We start from the raw sequence: 20,719 nt of genomic DNA, 5'->3' as shown, positions 1-20,719 counted from the left end.
AATGAACAGTAAAGTAATTAACGATATACAACCCGAGATTACCGGTATGGCACCGGGCAGCGCGTTGGCCTGGCTGGCTAATAAGTTTCCCGATCAGGTGGTTTTCTCTACCAGTTTTGGCTGGGAAGATCAGGTGATTACCCACATGATTTTTAGCCAGAAACTGCCTATCAAAGTATTTACCTTAGAAACCGGCCGTATTTTTCCGGAAACGTATTATGTTTGGAACCGTACTATGGAAATGTACGGTCAGCCTGTTTATGCTTACTATCCAAAAACCGAACTGGTGCAGGAAATGGTGAGCAAAAAAGGGCCAAGCAGCTTTTATGAGTCGGTTGAAAACCGGAAGGAGTGCTGCGGCATTCGTAAAATTGAACCGTTAAAGCGTGCGTTGGCAGGTAATACCGTTTGGATTACCGGTATTCGTGCCGAACAATCGGCCAATCGCCAGTATATGGATAATATAGAATGGGATGAAGGTAACCAGATTATCAAGTATCATCCTATTTATAGCTGGTCGCTTGATGAAGTGAAGAATTATATCAAAACAAACAATATACCTTACAATCCTTTACACGATAAAGGTTTTCCAAGCATTGGGTGTGCACCGTGTACCCGTGCCGTACAGCCCGGCGAAGATTTTAGAGCCGGCCGCTGGTGGTGGGAAGACCAATCGAAAAAGGAGTGTGGTTTACATAGTGTTCAAGAGATTATAACAGAAAAATGAGTAAACATCAGCTAGATTACCTGGATGAGCTGGAGGCGGAAGCCATACATATTTTGCGTGAAGTAGCCGGGCAGTTTGAACGGCCTGCGCTTTTGTTTTCGGGTGGTAAAGATTCTATTACCCTGGTGCGTTTGGCTGAAAAGGCTTTTCGTCCGGGTAAATTCCCGTTTCCATTAGTGCATATTGACACCGGGCATAACTTTCCGGAAACGATACAATACCGCGACGAGATGATTGCCCGCCTGGGCGAAAAGCTGATTGTAGGCCATGTGCAGGATTCTATTGACCAAGGTAAAGTAGTAGAGCAGAAAGGCAAGAATGCCAGTCGTAATGCGCTGCAAACAGTTACTTTGCTGGATACCATTGCCCATTATGAGTTTGACGCTTGTATAGGCGGTGCCCGTCGCGATGAGGAAAAAGCCCGCGCCAAAGAGCGTATCTTTTCGGTACGTGATGAATTTGGCCAGTGGGACCCTAAACGTCAGCGCCCTGAGTTATGGAATATCTATAACGGTAAAATTCACAAAGGCGAAAACGTACGGGTATTCCCCATCAGTAACTGGACCGAGCTGGATGTTTGGAACTATATCCGCCGCGAAAACATTGCCCTGCCCTCTATCTACTTCGCACACCAGCGTGATGTCATTACCCGCAATGGCCAGTTGATGGCTGCCGCCGAGTTCCTGAATATGGACGAGGAGGATGTGGTAGAACGCCGTACCGTACGTTTCCGTACCGTGGGCGATATGACCTGTACAGCTGCTGTAGCATCCGAGGCATTTTTGATTGATGATATTATAGACGAGATTAGTACCTCCAAAATAAGCGAACGTGGTGCCCGTATGGACGATAAAGTATCCGAGGCTGCTATGGAAGACCGCAAGAAAGGAGGCTATTTTTAATATGGAAATTTTAAAGTTTATTACCGCCGGTAGTGTTGACGATGGCAAGAGTACCCTCATTGGCCGCCTGTTATACGATAGCGAATCTATTCTGGCTGATCAGCTGGAAGCATTGCAACGCTCAAATCGCAAAAACGATGATGGCACCATCGACTTGGCTATCCTGACTGACGGTTTGAAAGCCGAACGCGAGCAGGGTATAACTATAGACGTTGCCTATAAATATTTCCAGACCGATAAACGCAAGTTTATCATTGCCGATGCGCCGGGACATATTCAGTATACCCGCAACATGGTTACCGGAGCGTCTAACTCTAATCTGGCCATTATTTTAATTGACGCCCGTAAGGGTGTGATTGAGCAAACTATACGTCACTCGTTTTTAGTATCGCTGTTGGGATTGCCACAGGTAGTGGTTTGCGTTAACAAAATGGATATGGTAGGTTACAATGAAGCTACCTTTAACCAGATTGTTGCCGATTACCAAGCTTTAGCTGCAAAGGTAAATTTAACTAATGTAACTTTTATCCCAGTAAGCGCCCTGAAAGGTGATAACATTGTAAACCGTTCGGAAAATATGGGTTGGTACAGTGGCAAAAGTTTGCTGGATCATTTAGAAACGGTAGAACTTACGGTTGATGATACCGCCTCACATGCCCGTATGCCTGTACAATGGGTGGTACGCCCGCAAACCGAAGAACTGCACGATTACCGTGGCTATGCAGGTAAAGTGGTCAGCGGCAGCTTTAAAGTGAACGATCAGATAACGGTGTTACCATCGGGCTTTAGCTCAACCGTTACTAAAATTGAATTATTAGATAAAGAATTTGAGGAAGCAACTGCGGGTATGTCGGTAACTGTACACCTGCAGGATGATATTGATATCAGTCGGGGTGATGTACTGGTGAGCAGCAAAGGACAACCGCAGGTATCACAGCTAGTAGAAGCCGATTTATGCTGGATGGATACCCGCGCGCTGGATACCTCGCATACCTACTTTATACAGCACAACAGCAAGTTAACCCGCTGCCGCATTCAGGAAGTGTTGTATAAATTTAATATCAATACGCTCGAAAAAACTTACGACGAAGATTTTAAACTGAACGATATCGGATGCATCATCATCAAAACGGCAGATCCACTGGCTTTTGACCTTTATCAAAACAATAAAGCCAACGGAGGTGCTATCTTAATTGACAGTCGTACTAATGTTACGGTAGGGGCATTGATGTTCCGCGCTATTGCTGATTAATATTATAGCGTTATAATAAGCTTATTTAAATAGCGGAGGTTTTAAACCTGCCGCTATTTTTGTTGGTAGATATTTGTAAATAATGCAAATTGTAAACAATTACCTGTTTATTTTCCTTTAAATCTGTATATGATTCCCTTACTTACCTCAGCACAGATACACGAGGTTGATGCTCATGCCATAGCACATGAGCCTATCACTTCAATTGATTTAATGGAACGGGCTTCTAAAGCTTTTGTGAGCTGGTTTATTAATCATTTTCCAGACAAAAGGCAGGCCATATCAGTGTATTGCGGCACAGGAAATAATGGGGGAGACGGCTTGGCTATAGCGCGCATTTTAAACGGGCATGGCTATGGCCAGTTGAATGTGAAAGTAGCCCGTTTCTCAAATAAAGCAACTGACGATTTTAACACTAACTTTCAACTCCTGCAACAAACTGAAGTTCCGTTGTTGGAAATCAACAAAGACGAAAGCTTTCCGCCCGAAGATAGCAGCATATTGATTGATGCCTTATTGGGCAGCGGCCTTAATAAACCTTTAAGTGGTGATTACGAAAAATTGGTAAAGCATTTGAATATGCTCAACAAAACGGTAGTGGCTGTTGATGTACCAACCGGACTATTAACCGAAGGCGATGTAGATAAAGAGGCAACCGTATTAAGGGCTGATTTGGTAATTACCTTTCAGCAACCGAAGCTTAACTTTTTACTGCCCGAATCGGGTGCGTTTATAAATTGTTGGGAGGTAGTAAATATCGGATTGAATGAGGGTTATATACAGTCGCTCAGCTCGCCTTACCAGTTTGTTGAAGAAAAGGATATTAAAGCTATTTTAAAGCCCCGGCATAAATTCAGTAACAAAGGTACATTTGGCCATGCGCTAATGGTAGCTGGCCAAGCGCAAACCATGGGAGCCGCACTGTTGTGCTCATCAGCTTGTGTATATGCAGGTGCCGGGTTAACAACAGCTTGTATACCTGAAGCTGGTTTAACGGCCTTAAACAGCTATCAAGCAGAGGTAATGGCTATCGTTCGTCAAGGCAATGATTTACCTGATATAGACTATGAAAAGTTCAGCGCTATAGGTATAGGCCCCGGTTTAGGTAAAGACGAAAATGCTTTGGCTTTATTAACTGATATTTTGGTAAATTATAATAAGCCGCTGGTACTGGATGCGGATGCACTGAACTTATTATCTCAGCATCATGAGTTAGTGAGACAACTGCCAGCAGGCAGTATTATTACACCGCACATGAAAGAGTTCGACCGCTTGTTTGGCGATCATACCAATTGGTGGCAACGTTTGCAAACCTTGCAGCAAAAAGCTAAAGAACTGAACATTTATATTGTGCTGAAGAATGATTATACTATTACAGGTACACCCGATGGTAAATTGTATTTTAATTCAACAAGTAATGCCGCTATGGCCACCGGCGGTATGGGCGATGTGCTGACCGGCATTATCACGTCATTATTATCACAAAAGTATTCGCCGGTTGAAGCTTGTTTGGCAGGTATTTATATACACGGCAAGGCGGGTGACGAATTGGCTTTACCTAACCGCCTGCATGTAGTGTTGCCGGGTCAGGTGGCAGCTAAGTTACCTGCTACAATGGCTAAGCTTACTGCATAAAAAAACGGTTGCAAGTATCCGAACAACCGTTTTTTATATTAACTGACCTTATAAAGAACACTAATACTTGTTAATTATCATTAAGATGCAGTTTTGGTGAAAACGTTACAATTATTTAATGGTCTTGTGAAATTTATAAAAAGTATATGCTAATGGATAAAAGTATGTATCAGATACTGGCAAATAGCTGGAATGGGTTAACTAATGGCAATGGTCACATCAACTCAGCATTTCGTAATATAACTATCTCGCATATTGCAGATGAATATGTCAACGCTTACACTGTAGTGCTCAGAAAAATAGGTTTTAACGAGCAACAACTTGTGTTTTTCACTGATTACCGTTCGCCAAAGGTTAGTCAAATAAGTAGTCATAATCGTTTAACTGTTTGCGGTTATAATCCGGCTACCCAAATACAGCTCATTTTCAAAGGCGTGGCTACCATTCATTACCGAGATGAAGTAGCACAGCATAATTGGAAAGTTGAGGGCTACAAAGGGCAGAAGTCCTATTTAGCAAAACCGGCACCTTCAACAGCTATTGAACAGCCAGACGACGGCCTGTCATATTTAGCAAGCCCACAAAGTAATGGTGATACACCAGACGGTTATGAAAATTTTGCGGTAGTAGTTATTGATGTAAAACAAATGGAATATCTAAAACTAAGCCCTACAGGTAACCGGCGGGCACAGTTTACCTTACAGCCTAGCGGCGCTTGGCAAGGCACTTGGCTTATCCCTTAAAATTACAGTGATGCAATAACCAGCGGTGGAGTGGTAGGTTTGGCACTGCCGCCTTTGGGCTCTAAAGTAACCGCAAAGGCTTGTGCCTGCTCGGCTGGTTTCATTTCCATCATATCGGCAGAGTCGGCTTTAGTTGCATCAATCATGCCTAAGTCAACTGGCTTGCCATTGGCAATAGCCCAAAGCTGATATTGGTGGTTTTTATCAGTAGCCGGTAATGCAGCACTGGTCATATCTACCATTACCTTTTTGCGTTTAGGGCTCCAGGCTACGGTTAAACTGTTGGATGACGTATTACCTTTAAGCTTAATAAACTGAAAAGACGGATCGCGGAAAACAGATATTTCCTGATCCATATATTTTACCTGCTTACTAAATTTTTGATTTTGCAATTGGTAGGTTACCAGTTGTTGATTAGCGCTTTGTAAACGTTTTGAAACGATAGCTAAAGCACCGCCGCACAAGCATAGCAGCAGCAAACTGGCCGCAAAAGCATATTTATAAAAAACACTGGTAGTAGGAGTAGCCTGCCCAGTTATAGAATGTACTGGCGTTTCTGGCTGGCCATAATGGCCTTTGGTAAAATTACGGTCATCGCCTAAATTAGTCATTAGGCTGTTCAGTACCCGGTTGCGAAGATCATCACCTGTTTCAATATCGTGTACATCGGCATATAACTGGGCGGCTTGTTCTATATCCTGTAGTTCTGCTTTTACCTCCGGATATTTTAAAGCCATAGCCTCCACATCTGCTCTTTCTTCTGCGCTTAAATCGCCCAGAACATAAAGCTCCAACACCCCTGATTCAATATATGCCTTAATATCTTCCACGCTCAATTAAAATGTTTCCTTAACTGCAATATGGCTGTACGTAAACGGGTTTTGATAGTGCCTAAAGGTATTCCCAGTTCTTCTGCTGCTTCGGTATGGGTATAGCCTTTAAAATATATTAAATCCAATATTGATTTTTGCTCGGGTCTAAGCGTTTCAACCAAATCTTTTACGCCCAGCAACTCAGGTTTGTAAACAGTACTGTTATGCAGGTCAATATAACCTACGTTATTTTCAAGCTCCTGGTTTTTAAACTGGTTCTTAAAATCCTTGGAACGAATTTTATCGATGGCCAAATTTCGGGCGATGTTAAGCATCCAGGTAAACAAGCGGCCTTTGTCGGCACTGTATGAGCCGGCAGAATTCCATATTTTTACGAATACCTCTTGCAGTACGTCTTCGGCGGTAGTGGTGTCATTCACAATACGGAAAATAACGCCGTATAACGAGGCCGAATACATATCATACAAGGCTTCGGCCGCCACTTTTTCATGACGGCGCAAAGCTGATATCAGTTCATCTTCCGAAAGGTTTATTTTATGCTTCTTAGCCAACGTTGTAAATATATAGAATATTATGTTACAACTTATATTTCAAATAAGTGTTTTTCAGCATGATACGAAGAACGTACCAGCGGACCGCTTTCTACATATTTAAAGCCCATGTTTAAGCCAACTTCTTTGTAATAGTTAAACTGATCGGGCGTAATCCAGTCAATCACCGGATGGTGGTTGCGGGTTGGTTGCAGGTATTGACCTAGTGTTAAAATATGCACGCCTGCATTCAGCAAGTCTTGCATAGCTTCCAGCACATCCTCTTCGCGCTCGCCTAAACCCAGCATAATGCCCGATTTAGTGCGTAAACCCGATTCTGAAATATGCTTTAAGCATTCCAAACTACGATCGTATTTGGCTTGGATACGTACCTCACGTGTAAGGCGGCGTACGGTTTCCAGGTTATGTGAAACTACTTCGGGGCGTACAGCTAATACGCGGGCCAGGTTGTCCCAATTGCCTTTAAAGTCGGGCAATAAAGTTTCTAAAGTAGTTTCCGGGCTTTCGCGGCGGATAGCATTGATGGTTTCGGCCCAAATGGTAGAACCGCCATCTTTCAGGTCGTCACGGTCAACCGAGGTAATTACGCAGTGTTTTACCTGCATCAATTTTACCGAGGTAGCCACGCGGTTAGGCTCGTCCATATCTACGGCCAGCGGGCGGCCGGTGGCCACCGCACAGAATGAGCAGGAGCGCGTACAGATGTTACCCAAAATCATGAAAGTTGCCGTACCGGCCCCCCAGCACTCGCCCATGTTAGGGCAATTACCACTCTCGCATATAGTGTGTAGCTTGTGGGTATCCACCAAACTGCGCACATGTGCATATTCTTTACCCACAGGAAGTTTTACCCTTAACCAATCAGGCTTACGCTGAACCTGGTTAGCGGGAATTACCGGCAAATCTATCATGATACAAAAATAGGTATTTTAAAAGTAGAACCAAGAAACAAGCGCCAGGAGTCAAGACTTTTTACATTACAATCATGTACAAACTGTCCAAGTCAGTCTTGGCTCTTGGTGCCTGGCTCTAAAAGATTAAGCTATTACTTCCAGCGTTTCTTCAACCGAAATAGCGCCGTGCGATTGGTCTAATACGCACTCACCGTCTTTAATCAGCAGCAATTGTGGTGATTCATGGTGTACCTGAAAATCACTGGCAATCTGGTTTGACAGATCGCGGTTCTTGATCAGGTCCAAAAAGTATAAGGGCATATCGGCAGGCAGTTTATCCCAATCCAACTCAAAGCGGCGTTTAGCCATCATACTGATTGAGCAACGGGTGCTGTGCTTAAAAATTAAGCTATAGCCCGGTTGTTGTTTAATCTCACTTAACTGATCTGCCGAATTTAATGCGGTCCAATTCATATAAAAAATACAAAGTTATATCCCAAAATTACACTTAACGATTGAGATAGGTTTTGCTGATTTTATAAAATGACACTTTAATTAGCGTCCGCGGCGAGGGTAAGAGCCGTAAGCCGGGCACAGTTTGTTAGAACATGATGCAAAGCTGCTAAGCAGTGCGGCTACCAAACCAATGTAAATCACTTTTTTCATCTGTTGTTAATACTTGATGCTGTTTTCTCTTCTTTAACTCAATTTCAATTGTTTTGCAAAGTCAGCCATCTTGATTGCAGTAACAGCAGCTTCAACTCCTTTGTTCCCATGCTTCCCTCCGGCTCTGTCTATTGCTTGTTGCTCATTATCAGTGGTTAACACACCAAAGATAACGGGTTTCTCGTATTTTAACGAAACATTGCTTATTCCATTGGCAACAGCCTGGCAAATAAAATCAAAATGCCTGGTTTCACCTTGTATCACGCAACCAAGGCATATTACGGCATCCAGTTCTTTATGTTTCAATAAAATATCAGCTGCTGAAATTAATTCGTAGCTGCCGGCTACGCTATAGGTAAAAATGTTATCAACCAGTACACCGTTATCAACCAGGCTTTGGTAAGCACCTTCGTATAGTGCGCCGGTAATTTTGGCATTCCACTCGGCTACAACAATGCCAAAGCGGTAAGGTGCAGCATCTGGTATGGTAGTATTCGAAAAGTCGGAAAGGTTTTTAAGTTGGGTAGCCATAATGTGTTAAAAGTTTTATAAGAGGCAAGTATTATAAAAAGGCAAAAGCCAGCTTTTATAGGCTGGCTTCTGCACGTGAAATGTATTCGTCAATGTTTTGTGCTTCGGCACTTTCCGGATATTCATCCTTTATTTTCTTGTAGCTTTCGGCGGCCGATTTGTTGTCCTTCCTGGCCTCGTAAACCAGTCCTAATTTTTTCAGGTAAAACGGAGAAAGGAATTTATTTTGTGCTTTATCTACCGCTTTTTTAAAGTAGGTTTCCGCTTTATCGTAGTCTTTTAATTCTACATAGGCATCACCGGTGCTGCCTAATGCTTCTGCCGCAACCATATTATCATCGCCGCGGTAGTTGGTCAGGTTTTCAATAGCTTTACGGTACTCGCCTTTATTCAGGTAAGCAGTACCGGCATAATAGTAAGCCAGGTTTGCAGCTTTGGTATTGCTGTATTTATCAATGATGGTTTCAAAGCCAGGGTAGCTGCCGTCGCCTTTTAATGCTTTATCCCAATCCTTATTTTTCCACGATTCCTGCGCAACATGCATCTGGTCGGCTGCTTCAACTTCGCGCGGAGCCAAGTAAAGTTTCTGGTAAGCAATATAGATTACTACAAGTGCAACAATGGCCGCACCAATAAATAAAAGGCTTTTTTGGTTCTCTTTTACAAAGCCGCCTGTTTGCCCATAAATCTTTTGCTCGGCTGCAACTTTTGTATTCTCCTCTGTCTTTGACATTTCCATGCTAAAATTAAGTTTGCAAAAATACAATTTTCAAAATGTTTTAACAATTGTAAAATTTTAAAATATTTCGGCTGCTTTTAAATTCACAATGTTAATAAATGCACGCCGCTAAGTGCTAACTTTGAACCCGCTTTATGTATCTGCAACAGCTATCCATTATCAATTTTAAAAATTACACCGAGGCCGAACTGGTTTTTAGCGATGGCGTAAACGCCTTTACCGGTAATAATGGCGCAGGCAAAACCAATTTGTTGGATGCTATACACTATCTGTCGCTGTGCAAAAGCTATTTTAATACGGTAGATAGTCAGCAGATAAAGCAGGGGACCGACTTTTTTATTCTCAACGGTACGTTTGATAAAAACGACGTTCGTGAAACAGTAGCGTGTTCCGTAAAGCGTGCCCAGAAAAAGATTTTTAAGCGTAATAAAAAAGAATATCAGCGCCTGGCCGACCATATTGGTCTGTTCCCGCTAGTAATGGTATCTCCGTACGATGTAAGCATTATCATGGAGGGTAGCGAAGAGCGGCGTAAGTTTATCGATAACGTAATCTCGCAAACCGATAATCATTACCTCGACGAGCTGATTGCTTATAATAAGATACTAGGCAACCGTAACGCCCTGCTTAAAAGTATTGCTGATACCGGTCGCTTTGATCCCGGATTGCTGGAGGTGCTGGATGAACAGCTAGTAGCATCAGGCAATGTAATATTTGAAAAGCGCCGGGCTTTTATGGAAAGTTTTACCGGTACTTTTAATAAATACTACCAATTTATTACCGAAGAAGCCGAGCGCGTAGAACTGGTTTATGAATCGCAGTTGCTGCAAGGTAGCTTTGCGTCATGGTTGACTAAAACTACTGAAAAAGACCGTGTGCTGGAGCGTACCACCGCTGGTATACACCGCGATGATCTGGTATTCAGCATCCACGGTATGCCGCTTAAAAAGTTTGGTTCGCAAGGGCAGCAAAAATCTTTTTTGATTGCTTTGAAGCTGGCGCAATACAGTTATTTGCAACAGCAAAAGGGATTTAAGCCGCTGTTGTTGCTGGATGATATTTTTGATAAATTAGATGAAAGGCGTATTACTAAACTGATGCAAATGGTATCGGCCCATGAGTTTGGGCAGGTGTTTATTACCGATGCCAGCATCAGCAGGGTAGAAACCATATTTAACCAGATACAAGTAGACGTAAAATTATTTAAAGTAACCGGAGGGGAAGTAGATGCGCAAGCCGAACGATAAGACCATGAAAGAAGCTATTGAGCAAATGCTCAACGTTTATAAAATTAAACGCCGGTTTGATGAAACAGGTATCATAGCCGCCTGGCCCGATATTGTGGGCAAACCTGTAGCTAACCGTACCAGCGAGCTTTTCATCAGCAACAAAAAGATGTTTCTGCGTATCGAGTCGTCTATTGTTAAAAACGAGCTGCTGATGATGCGTTCGCAAATCATCGAAAAAATAAACGCTGAAGCCGGCGATAAATTGGTTGAGGAAATTATTTTTCTTTAACGTGAGCACGCATAGCCCGCAAAGCGCTCAAATGATGTGGCCTGGCAAACAGATCATCATATATTACGGCATATAAAACAATTAAAACGCCGGGAATATAAAAAACGAATTGCACTTCGGGGTGTGCTTTAATTAAAGCAAAGCTGCCTAAAACGAATAATACGATAGTAACGGAATATAAGAAATACTTTAACGCGGGTTTCATATAGCTAATATACCTTATTAGCTAGTGGAGATAAAATATTAAGCCAGTTTTAGAGCAAAAAGCGCTCAAAATTATCTATAGGCTAAAAATGGCTTGCGCTAAAGCTAAAAGATGCCAGAAACAGCTAAGTCCAGCTAAGTGACACTGCTTCTGACATCAAAGAAGTTACAATTAGAATTTTTCGAAAGCTGAGAAGAAGAAGCTGCCTTCGATAGCTGCATTCTCGTCAGAATCTGAACCGTGAACGGCGTTTGCGTCAATTGATTTGGCAAACAGCGCACGGATAGTGCCTGCCTCAGCTTTGCTTGGGTCAGTAGCACCAATCAGTGTACGAAAATCAGCTACTGCATTTTCTTTTTCCAGTATAGCTGCCACAATAGGACCTGATGACATGAATTTAACCAAATCAGCGTAAAAAGGACGCTCTTTATGCACTGCATAAAATTCGCCGGCTTTTTCTGGGCTTAAATAAGTGTATTTCAGAGCCGTGATTTTGAACCCGCCTTTAGTGATGTGGTCAAGTATTGCACCGATGTGGCCGTTGGCAACAGCATCAGGCTTAATCATGGTAAAAGTTTTGTTGGTTTCCATTTTTCTTAAAGTTGCCGCAAAAATAAGTTTTGTTACTGAAACTTAAAGCTTTTTACAGAAATTACATGATTTGTATTTCAGTAATTTAATTAAATTTGCCACTTCTTTTTTTAGTTGATGTTAGATACAGCCGCGCTTAATCAGTTATTAAACCAGCCCCAAAAAATAGTAATTACCACGCATCATAAGCCAGATGGCGATGCATTGGGATCATCATTGGGTTTATATAACTACCTGATTCAGCAGGGCCATCACGCCAAAGTGATTGCACCTACTGATTATCCTGAATTTTTGGCTTGGATGCCCGGAAACGAGGAAGTGCTTATTTATACCGAGCAAACAGAGCAGGCTGCCAGCCTGGTAGCCGGGGCTGACATAATTTTTTGCCTGGATTTTAACAACCTGAGCCGTATTAACCAAATGGGCGAACTGGTGCGTCAAAGCAGTGCCGTTAAAGTGATGATTGACCATCACCTGGAGCCAGAGGATTTTGACGATTACCGCTATTGGAACATCAATGCCTGTGCTACTGCGCAATTGGTGTACACTTTCATCGCTACAGAGCTTAATCGACCTGATCTGATTAATGCTGATGTAGCTACCTGTCTTTACACTGGTATCATGACTGATTCGGCATCGTTTCGTCTGCCCAACACCACATCAGCCGTGCACCGTATTGTAGCCGATTTGATTGATGCCGGCGCTGTAAACTGGCGTATTCACGAGTTGGTATACAATAATTCGTCCGAAATGCGTTTACGCTTTTTAGGCCACTGCTTAGCTAATAAGCTGGAAGTGCTGCCTGAATACAATACCGCTATCATTACCGTTACGCACGAAGAACTGAAAAAGTATGAAGTAATTACCGGCGATACCGAAGGAATTGTAAATTATGCACTTTCTATAACAGGTATACGGCTGGCCGGCTTTTTTGTAGAGCGGCCCGATCGCGTAAAACTTTCGTTGCGTTCAAAAGGTGAGTTTCCGGCTAACGATATTTGCAAGCGCTATTTTAACGGTGGCGGTCACCGCAATGCGGCCGGTGGACATTCGGACGCAGGCTTGCAGGAAACCGTACAGAAATTTAAAGACATATTACCCGAATATAAAACACTATTAATACAGTAAAAATGAAAAAAAACTTAATGTTTTTGGCTGTTGCGGCTATTGGACTGGCCAGTTGCAACAGTGGACTTAAAAAAGGTGAAGGCGGCATGCTGTACAGCATCCATGAAGATAAAGAAGGCCCTACTGTTAAAGAAGGCGACTTTGTAGCCGTTAACCTGATTGCTAAAAACGATGCAGATTCGGTATTGATCAATACTTACGATAACGGACAAGCAAGCCCAAGCCTGATGCCTAAGCCGCAATATAAAGGTGATATTTATTCAGGTATAGCGATGCTGAGCGAAGGCGATAGCGCTACCTTTAAAATCAGTGCCGATACTATGTTTGCACACATGGGCCAGCGTCCACCAAACTTCAAAGGCAAATATGTAATTTATGAAGTTAAAGTAGCTAAAGTAATTGCTAAAGGAAAACTGAGCAATGAGGTGTTTCAAGGCCGTATTACTGATTACTTTACCGCTGAGAAAACCCGTATGAAAAATGCTGAGTCAGGTAAAATGGCTAAATACGCATCTGATAAAGGTTTGAAACTGACTAAAACCGCTTCTGGCTTAATGTACGAGATCAAAACACAAGGTTCTGGTCCTAAAATTATGCCTGGCGATAGCGCGGTAATTAATTATACTGGCCAGTTATTAACCGGAAAAGTGTTTGATAGCAGCGTTAAAGACGTGGCTCAGAAAAACAAAATTTTCAACCCAATGCGTCCTTACGGCCCAATTCACATTGCGGTAGGTGCCGGTGCGGTAATTCCGGGTTGGGATGAAGGTGTGCAGTTGCTGAACAAAGGTTCAAAAGCTACGTTGGTTATTCCATCTAAGCTGGCTTATGGCGAGCGTGGTGCGCCAAACACAATTCCGCCGTTTGCGCCAATTGCTTTTGATATTGAGTTGGTTGACATTATCCATGCTAACCCTAATGCGCCAAAACCTGCAGCGCCACAACTGCCGCAGGCCGCGCCTCAGCAATAATACTGATAAGGCCTTCTGCATTACTACAGAAGGCCTTTTTACTGATACAATATGAATAAACTAATTGCTTCTGTAATCTTGTTTTCTGCTGTAGCGCTGAGCGCAAAAGCACAAACAGATTTTGCACAGACACCTAAAGGTGCCCGTTATCGCATTATTACTCATGGCAACGGTGCCAAAATCAAGCAGGATGATATCATTACTTTCCAGTTCACTGTAAAAACTGATAAAGATTCGGTGTTGGAAAGTTCGTACCAAGCTGGTCGGCCGGCGCAAACCAAAGTGCGCCCGTCACAAAATGTGATGGATTTAATGGAGGTTTTTCCGCAGTTAAGCGTAAAAGACAGTGCGCTGATCAGGATACCCGCTGATAGCTTGTTTGCCAAACAGGAAGACCGTCGCCCGCCATTTTTTCCAAAGGGAAGCTTTTTGAATTTTGTGGTAAAAATTGAAAGAGTACAAACCCTTAACGAGGTAATTGCCGAAAACAATGCCGCCATGGCAAAAATGCGTGGCAATGATTCAACATCACGACTTAAATACATTGCCGATAACAAACTGGCACCTAAAACCACCACTACCGGTTTGCAATACGTAGTTACCCGTGCTTCGGCTGGCCGTAAACCTATGGCTGGCGACAGTGTGTGGGTAAACTATACCGGCAAATTGCTGAACGGTACCGTGTTTGATACCAGTGTAGAGCCGGTTGCCAAAACATCGGGCGTATATCAGGCTGGTCGTAAATATGAACCTATTGCGCTGGCCGTTGGCATGGGGCAGGTTATACCCGGCTGGGATGAAGGTTTACAGTTGCTGAATGAAGGTTCTAAAGCAACATTCATTATTCCGTACAAATTGGCTTATGGCGAGCGTGGTACGCCCGATGGTAGTATACCGCCGTTCAGTTCGCTGGTTTTTGATGTAGAAGTAGTGAAAGTTAAACCCATGAATAAAGCGGTAGCTAAAACTGCAAAGCCGGCCACTAAAAAGGTTGTGCGCAAAGCGCCGGTGAAAAAGAAAGTCACACATAAATAATTTTATCAAAAAGCCTTCTGCCAGCAACAGAAGGCTTTTTATTTTCGCAGCATGGTACTAACCGACACACATACCCACCAGTATTATGAATCTGACCCGGCAAAGAAAGCTGAACTGATGCAACGCTGCCTAGATAACGGGGTAAGCCGCCTGTTTTTACCGAATGTAGATTCGGGCACGATAGCCCTGATTGAGGGCATGGTTAATACTTATCCGCAAAACTGTTTTGCCATGTTGGGGTTACATCCTTGTGATGTTAAAGAAAGCTGGCAGCAAGAGCTAGACACAATATATGCAGCTTTGCAGCGTACTAAGGTATACGCCATTGGTGAGATAGGTATTGACCTGTATTGGGATAAAACCTTTATTGCCGAGCAGCAGCAGGCTTTCAGGCAGCAAATAGCCTGGGCTAAGGCAGCCGATTTACCTATCGTAATACATTGCCGCGAAGCTTTTACCGAGGTGTATGAAATATTACAGCAAGAACAAGATGAAAAGCTGCGAGGCATATTCCATTGCTTTTCGGGTACGCTGGAGCAAGCCCAACAGGTAATTGATTTAGGTTTTGTGCTGGGCATTGGCGGGGTAGTTACCTATAAAAATGCTGGTTTGGATAAAGTAGTACAGCAAATTGATTTAAAGCATCTGGTTTTAGAAACAGATTCTCCTTATCTTACGCCTGTGCCTTATCGCGGAAAGCCTAACGAAAGCTCGTATTTGGTACACATCGCGCAAAAAGTAGCCGATTTGCATCAAACCAGTTTGGAAGAGGTGGCCCGCATAACTACTGCAAACTCTAAGCTGGTTTTTGGCGTATAAGCACAAACCTGATAAACACGATTTTTAATTTATAGCTTAACCAATTATATAATACATGTGCCAGATACTGATCATTTATACCGGGGGGACAATCGGTATGATGAGCGATCCCAAAACTAAAGCGCTCGTACCTATCAACTTTGATCAGATTATGGAAAACGTTCCGGAGCTGGAACGCCTTAATTGCCGTATCAAAGTACACTCTTTCGACGAAGTTATTGATTCATCTAATATGAGTCCGGAGATATGGGGACGTTTAGCTGGATTAATAGAAAGTAATTATGACGAAGTAGACGGTTTTGTGGTTTTACACGGATCGGATACAATGGCCTTTTCGGCATCAGCTTTAAGCTTTATGCTCGAAAATTTAGCCAAGCCGGTTATCTTCACCGGATCCCAATTACCCATCAGCGCTATCCGTACGGATGCCAAAGAAAACCTGATGACGGCTATTGAAATTGCCAAAGCCAAAAAGAACGATAAAGTGCGCGTGCCCGAAGTTTGTATTTATTTTGATTACAAGCTCTTCCGCGGTAACCGTGCGTTCAAATATAATTCTTCTAAATTCGAAGCTTTCCGCTCGCCAAACTATCCGGTGCTGGCCGAGTCAGGCGTGCATCTTCGCTTTAGTATCAATGATATTCGCCAGCCAGGCGATGATCCGCTGATTGTGCATAAGGGCATGCAAAATGATATTGCGGTATTGAAGCTTTATCCGGGCATTAGTCCAAAAGTGGTAGAAACCATTGTTAATTCCGACGTGCGTGGCATTGTGATGGAAACTTTTGGTTCGGGCAATACTACAACCGACCAGTGGTTTACCGACCTGTTAAAAGGCGCTATTGATAGCGGAAAGGTAATTGTCGATATTTCGCAATGTAAAGTAGGTACCGTAGAGCTGGGCCGATATGAAACCAGTAAACAGTTAAAAGATATCGGCGTAGCCAATGGTTACGACATGACTTTTGAGGCCGCTGTTACCAAAACTATGTACCTGCTCAACATGTTCGATGATCCGAATGAGGTACGGAGATGGATTGAAACAGATATTCGTGGCGAGCTAACGGTATCTTAAAAAAGGATTACAAACTTCATCTAATAAAAAAGGCTGGTATCATAGTACCAGCCTTTTTTATATTCGTTTTTCGGTAACTTATCTAACTACTTGTTGGCTTACATTCCAACCGCCAACTGTAATAATTGGTGTTTGGTTGCCGATTTTCGCTACCGGGGCACTTACCGTTAATGTAGTGGTTTCTTTAGGCGCAAGGGTAATATAACTGGCAGTCCAGTAACTTGGTCGCACCTCATCGTTTTTTATTACTAATTGCGGGCGCACAAAAAATGCCAGCTGATTACTAGTGTTAGTGATCTTGATAGTCCAGCTGTTTTCAGTTTTGCCTTTAGTAGTTTTAACTAATGCGGTTTGTAACTGGGCTTTGGGCATGGTGTTCAATGCGGTATAATCATTACCAGGCGCTGTCCAGTAAGCGTTGCGGGAGATGATATTGCCTTTGGTGTGTTTCAAATTTAATACCACAAAACTTAGCTCTTTTAATGGTTTCAGCACATAAGCCAAAGGAATAACATTTTTCACACCTTCATCTGTAAAGTTGGCGGTTGCTTCCTGGTGGAATACCCGCTTGGTATGGATGTCGTAAACATCTGCCTGCAACATTAAAGTACCGGTTGGTTTATGAGTGCGGTTCAATACAGCTACAGTGGAGTCGTTTAAGTTAAATTGAATATGAACTGGTTCCACGGCATTTTGCATGGCATAGAAACCGGCATTAGGTTGCAGGTACCAGTCATATATTTGCCAGATAACGCTTGGGAAGGCAGCATTTAATTTCCATAGCATTACCCCGCCGGTTTCAGTCAGTTTATGACCGGCGGCTTCAAAAATGCCCTGATAGCCGGTTGCATTCATCAACTGCATTTTATTTGAGAAATCGCGACGGGTACTAGGCTTGCCATAACGGCTTACCATATCTTTATAATACTCATCATATTTGCCTGCACCGGTGGCGGCATCGTGGTAGCCCCACATATGGTTTAACGGAAACGGTAGGCTTTTATCCCAGGTAGTATCCGGAATGTTTTTAGCTAAAGTATTGTATGGCGGCTGCGACGGTATACCGGTTTCATCTTTAAATACCCAGTCTTTACCGGCATCGGCCAGTTTATAATATTCTTTCGGATCTTTCCAAGCATAAGGGCCGCCGCTGTAAACGCCACTAGGCTTGTTGTCAGGCCATGAACCTTCCCATCCAGCAGGCAATTTGGCAAAACCCGATGAACTTGGAATGAATGGGCGAGTACCGTCAAGTGTGATAATACTATTGCGCATCACATCGTACAACTCTTTACGGGCATGGCCTTCGTTGCCGCCGGTCCATACCAGTAAGCTTGGGTGGTTACGGATACGATAGATGGTGCTGATGACATTGCGGGTAAACACATTACCTTCCAACGGATAATCGGGCGAGCCTTTAAATTCCCCTTGGGTATCACCGGTAATCCAGAAATCCGACCATACCATCAAGCCATATTTATCACAAGCATTCCAAAAATGATCGGGAGGGGTAACGCCACCACCCCAAATACGAACCAAGTTTACATTGGCATTGCGGCACAGGTGTAATTCATAATCATACCGTGCCGAATCGCGGTTTACCATCATATCGGGTACCCAGGCACCGCCGTTCAAGTGAACGCGTTTGCCATTTACATAAAACTCGCGGCGGGTAAAGCCATTTACATCAGTTGCACGGCTGCTTACCTTGCGTACACCAAATACAAAAGTCGTGTCATCAGTAATGCTATTGCCATTGGCATATTGTAAACGGATACGGTACAGGTTGGCACGGCCATAGCCATTGGGCCACCATAATTTAGGATTGCGCAGGTATAATTCGCTTACTTGCGCGGGAGTTAGTTTAACATCTTTGGCTTCGCCCGGATTGACATCAATTGGGCGGCTAAATTGTACTGCGGCACCGGTAAAATTTTCAGGTTTGATACTTACCGTTAATTTACCTTTAGTGGTTGTAGCACTATGATTAGATAGCGTTAAATTTAAAGAAACGCTAGCAGTACTGGTATCAGGTAGCGCTAAGTCGGTCACCAACTTTGGGCGACCAATAGTTACTGCACCTGTGGTACGCAAGTAAACCGGTTGCCAAATACCCATGTTTCGGTCGCGCACGGGCGGCATCCAATCCCAGCCCACAGAACATAGCATGGTTACGTTTTTACCAATGTCGCCGGTTGGGCCACCGTTCAAAAAGAATGAACCCAAAGCCTCTAATTGTTCTTTATCAGGTAAACCAGGATAATCTAATGGATAAATTTTTACGGCCAGCACGTTTTGTCCGCCGGCTACAATTTGTTTAGATACCTTCAAACTGTATTCGGCAAACATACCAGCCATTTGGGTCGAATCGGCAATGCGTTTGCCGTTCAGCCAAACTTCGGCCCGGTAATTTATACCTTTAAATATGAGTTGGAATATCTTGCCCTTATCAGCTGCAGGCACATTGAAGGTAGTGCGGTACCAGTAAGGCTTTTCCCAAGGGTTAACTTTACCGGGCAAGTGGCTGAATTTATTTAAATCATATTGCTTATTAAACTCGTCTGATGCATCTGGAATGCGCATGTTGTTCAGTGCCTGGTAAGGGTCAGGATAAACCTTGTTAGCTACCAAACCTGTTAATACAGTTGATGGTACTCGTACGGGATACCATTTGCCGGTTGAGCGATAGCTTTTGCTGGATAATTGCTGTCCGCCGGTTTTAACAATAGCAGATGACTGTAGTTGGAACTGTGAAAGCTGCACCTGTTTCACTGTGCCGCTTTGCGCTTTCAGGTAAGTTGGAAGCGCTAATGCAACTAATGCGGTCAGTGCGGTAGCACGTAACATTTTCTTCATAAACAAAACTAATAATATATCGATACAAAGCTTATGAAGACAGGTTTTTGTGGTGGCTATATTATTGCAAAGCTTTTTTGGTTTAATACTGTTTTTAACTACTACTCCTTGTTTCTTGGTGGATATTTTTTTAACGGCGATTCATTCATCTGCACTATTTTGTATAGTCAATAAAAAAATTCTGAACTTAGCACCTTCAATAAAATAGATCGTGATTCATAAACTTATTGCATCCTGGTTCGGGATTGGTTACATAAAAGGTGGCGGTACCATTGCAGCGATAGTTACTTGTATATTAATATACTTACTGCAAAACGGACACTTATTAGACAGTACCTGGATGTTGCCGGTGCTAGCAGGGATAATAACGCTTATTGGTATTTATGTAGGGAACCAGGTGGAGCCCGATTGGGGGGAAGATAGCTACCGGGTAGTGATAGATGAGGTGTCCGGCCAAATGATAGCCCTGTTATTTGTGCCTATAACTCCCGTTTTTTTAATAGCCGCACTGATTTTTTTTCGTTTTTTTGATATCCTGAAGCCGTTGTATATCCGCAGGATGGAGAAGTTGCCGGCAGGTACCGGGGTAATGATGGATGATGTGCTGGCGGGTGTTTATGCTAATATTTGTATGCAGGTATTAGTGGTATTAAACAACCAATATCATTGGGCTTAATTATGCGGCTAACTGCGTCTCAATTTTTTCCAGCAGATAACTAATATCAAACGGTTTAGGTATAAAACCGTCGGCCTTGTCGTATGAAGATGACGCAAACTGGTAATGTGCCGATATCAGGATAACAGGAATGTGGCTGGTTTCGGGCATGGCTTTTAGTGCCGAGCATATTACAGTGCCGTCCAAACCGCCCAGCATAATATCCAGTAAAATTAAATCGGGCTGGTACGCTTTAATAGTTTTAAAAACTTCTTCTGCACGAGCAAGGGTTTGCACCTCGTAATCATACTCGGTTAACACCGTTTCTATAGCATCGCGTATACCGGCGTCATCATCCACAACTAATATCTTCTTTATCATAGCAAATATAAAT

The 20,719-nt window shown here is 43.1% G+C and carries 23 protein-coding genes; 13 read left to right on the top strand and 10 right to left on the bottom strand.

Annotated features, from left to right (window positions below):
• Position 1: 1 nt before the first annotated feature.
• The 5 genes from GPM24_RS04460 (at position 2) to GPM24_RS04440 (ending at position 5,259) form a co-directional block, all read left to right on the top strand.
• Positions 2–727: a phosphoadenylyl-sulfate reductase gene (locus GPM24_RS04460; protein WP_158825524.1), complete on the top strand. Its 726-nt coding sequence runs from the start codon at positions 2–4 to the stop codon at positions 725–727.
• A complete protein-coding gene (gene cysD / locus GPM24_RS04455) occupies positions 724–1,629 on the top strand; it encodes a sulfate adenylyltransferase subunit CysD (RefSeq protein WP_158825523.1) in 906 nt (301 codons plus the stop codon). Before GPM24_RS04460 ends, cysD begins: the two co-directional genes overlap by 4 nt.
• Position 1,630: 1 nt before the next feature.
• Positions 1,631–2,881: a sulfate adenylyltransferase subunit 1 gene (locus tag GPM24_RS04450; protein WP_158825522.1), complete on the top strand. Its 1,251-nt coding sequence runs from the start codon at positions 1,631–1,633 to the stop codon at positions 2,879–2,881.
• A 129-nt stretch (positions 2,882–3,010) separates the two neighbouring features.
• Positions 3,011–4,516, top strand: coding sequence for an NAD(P)H-hydrate dehydratase (locus GPM24_RS04445; RefSeq protein ID WP_158825521.1), 1,506 nt, complete (start codon positions 3,011–3,013; stop codon positions 4,514–4,516).
• Between the two features lie 152 nt (positions 4,517–4,668).
• Complete coding sequence (locus GPM24_RS04440; RefSeq protein WP_158825520.1) at positions 4,669–5,259, top strand: pyridoxamine 5'-phosphate oxidase family protein; 591 nt, start codon at positions 4,669–4,671, stop codon at positions 5,257–5,259.
• A 2-nt stretch (positions 5,260–5,261) separates the two neighbouring features.
• On the opposite strand, the gene GPM24_RS04435 is transcribed toward GPM24_RS04440, so the two are convergent.
• From GPM24_RS04435 to GPM24_RS04410, 6 genes are all read right to left on the bottom strand, one after another.
• Positions 5,262–6,089 carry an anti-sigma factor gene (locus GPM24_RS04435; protein ID WP_158825519.1) on the bottom strand — a complete coding sequence of 276 codons (828 nt, stop codon included), beginning with the start codon at positions 6,087–6,089 and terminating at the stop codon, positions 5,262–5,264.
• Between the two features lie 2 nt (positions 6,090–6,091).
• Positions 6,092–6,643 (bottom strand): RNA polymerase sigma factor, encoded by a 552-nt coding sequence (locus GPM24_RS04430; RefSeq protein ID WP_158825518.1) that lies wholly within the window; start codon positions 6,641–6,643, stop codon positions 6,092–6,094.
• Positions 6,644–6,675: 32 nt separating this feature from the next.
• Positions 6,676–7,554, bottom strand: coding sequence for a lipoyl synthase (gene lipA / locus GPM24_RS04425; protein WP_158825517.1), 879 nt, complete (start codon positions 7,552–7,554; stop codon positions 6,676–6,678).
• Between the two features lie 126 nt (positions 7,555–7,680).
• The gene (gene ytxJ / locus GPM24_RS04420) at positions 7,681–8,010 is read right to left on the bottom strand and encodes a bacillithiol system redox-active protein YtxJ (RefSeq protein WP_158825516.1); all 330 of its coding nucleotides are present in this window, start codon (positions 8,008–8,010) and stop codon (positions 7,681–7,683) included.
• Positions 8,011–8,235: 225 nt separating this feature from the next.
• Positions 8,236–8,733 (bottom strand): 6,7-dimethyl-8-ribityllumazine synthase, encoded by a 498-nt coding sequence (gene ribH, locus GPM24_RS04415; protein ID WP_158825515.1) that lies wholly within the window; start codon positions 8,731–8,733, stop codon positions 8,236–8,238.
• Between the two features lie 55 nt (positions 8,734–8,788).
• On the bottom strand, positions 8,789–9,466 hold the full coding sequence (locus tag GPM24_RS04410) for a tetratricopeptide repeat protein (RefSeq protein ID WP_158825514.1): 678 nt from the start codon (positions 9,464–9,466) through the stop codon (positions 8,789–8,791).
• A 140-nt stretch (positions 9,467–9,606) separates the two neighbouring features.
• Between GPM24_RS04410 and recF the strand changes: the two genes are divergently transcribed.
• Both recF and GPM24_RS04400 read left to right on the top strand, forming a co-directional pair.
• Positions 9,607–10,719: a DNA replication/repair protein RecF gene (recF, locus tag GPM24_RS04405; protein ID WP_158825513.1), complete on the top strand. Its 1,113-nt coding sequence runs from the start codon at positions 9,607–9,609 to the stop codon at positions 10,717–10,719.
• Positions 10,700–10,990, top strand: a complete 291-nt coding sequence (locus GPM24_RS04400; protein ID WP_158825512.1) for a DciA family protein — start codon at positions 10,700–10,702, stop codon at positions 10,988–10,990. Before recF ends, GPM24_RS04400 begins: the two co-directional genes overlap by 20 nt.
• Here GPM24_RS04400 and GPM24_RS04395 read toward each other — a convergent pair.
• A complete protein-coding gene (locus tag GPM24_RS04395) occupies positions 10,977–11,195 on the bottom strand; it encodes a hypothetical protein (RefSeq protein ID WP_158825511.1) in 219 nt (72 codons plus the stop codon). The genes GPM24_RS04400 and GPM24_RS04395 overlap by 14 nt on opposite strands.
• 171 nt (positions 11,196–11,366) lie before the next feature.
• Positions 11,367–11,786: a nucleoside-diphosphate kinase gene (locus GPM24_RS04390; protein ID WP_158825510.1), complete on the bottom strand. Its 420-nt coding sequence runs from the start codon at positions 11,784–11,786 to the stop codon at positions 11,367–11,369.
• 117 nt (positions 11,787–11,903) lie between these two features.
• Between GPM24_RS04390 and GPM24_RS04385 the strand changes: the two genes are divergently transcribed.
• The 5 genes from GPM24_RS04385 to GPM24_RS04365 are packed head-to-tail and all read left to right on the top strand — an operon-like array spanning position 11,904 to position 16,814.
• Complete coding sequence (locus GPM24_RS04385) at positions 11,904–12,914, top strand: DHH family phosphoesterase (protein WP_158825509.1); 1,011 nt, start codon at positions 11,904–11,906, stop codon at positions 12,912–12,914.
• Positions 12,915–12,916: 2 nt separating this feature from the next.
• Positions 12,917–13,885, top strand: coding sequence for an FKBP-type peptidyl-prolyl cis-trans isomerase (locus tag GPM24_RS04380; protein WP_158825508.1), 969 nt, complete (start codon positions 12,917–12,919; stop codon positions 13,883–13,885).
• Between the two features lie 51 nt (positions 13,886–13,936).
• A complete protein-coding gene (locus GPM24_RS04375) occupies positions 13,937–14,920 on the top strand; it encodes an FKBP-type peptidyl-prolyl cis-trans isomerase (RefSeq protein ID WP_158825507.1) in 984 nt (327 codons plus the stop codon).
• A 51-nt stretch (positions 14,921–14,971) separates the two neighbouring features.
• Complete coding sequence (locus GPM24_RS04370; protein ID WP_158825506.1) at positions 14,972–15,739, top strand: TatD family hydrolase; 768 nt, start codon at positions 14,972–14,974, stop codon at positions 15,737–15,739.
• A 55-nt stretch (positions 15,740–15,794) separates the two neighbouring features.
• Positions 15,795–16,814 carry an asparaginase gene (locus tag GPM24_RS04365; RefSeq protein ID WP_158825505.1) on the top strand — a complete coding sequence of 340 codons (1,020 nt, stop codon included), beginning with the start codon at positions 15,795–15,797 and terminating at the stop codon, positions 16,812–16,814.
• Positions 16,815–16,892: 78 nt separating this feature from the next.
• Here GPM24_RS04365 and GPM24_RS04360 read toward each other — a convergent pair whose 3' ends face one another.
• Positions 16,893–19,670 carry a glycoside hydrolase family 2 protein gene (locus tag GPM24_RS04360; protein ID WP_158825504.1) on the bottom strand — a complete coding sequence of 926 codons (2,778 nt, stop codon included), beginning with the start codon at positions 19,668–19,670 and terminating at the stop codon, positions 16,893–16,895.
• A 211-nt stretch (positions 19,671–19,881) separates the two neighbouring features.
• Here GPM24_RS04360 and GPM24_RS04355 point away from each other — a divergent pair, with 211 nt between their 5' ends.
• Positions 19,882–20,346, top strand: coding sequence for a phosphatidylglycerophosphatase A family protein (locus GPM24_RS04355; RefSeq protein WP_233268733.1), 465 nt, complete (start codon positions 19,882–19,884; stop codon positions 20,344–20,346).
• On the opposite strand, the gene GPM24_RS04350 is transcribed toward GPM24_RS04355, so the two are convergent.
• Entirely contained in the window at positions 20,347–20,706 is a 360-nt protein-coding gene (locus tag GPM24_RS04350; protein ID WP_158825503.1) for a response regulator transcription factor, read from the bottom strand.
• Positions 20,707–20,719: the final 13 nt, after the last annotated feature.

This window comes from Mucilaginibacter lacusdianchii (assembly GCF_009770985.1).
In the GTDB taxonomy this organism is placed as follows: domain Bacteria; phylum Bacteroidota; class Bacteroidia; order Sphingobacteriales; family Sphingobacteriaceae; genus Mucilaginibacter; species Mucilaginibacter lacusdianchii.
This window is presented reverse-complemented; position numbering and strand designations above follow the sequence as displayed.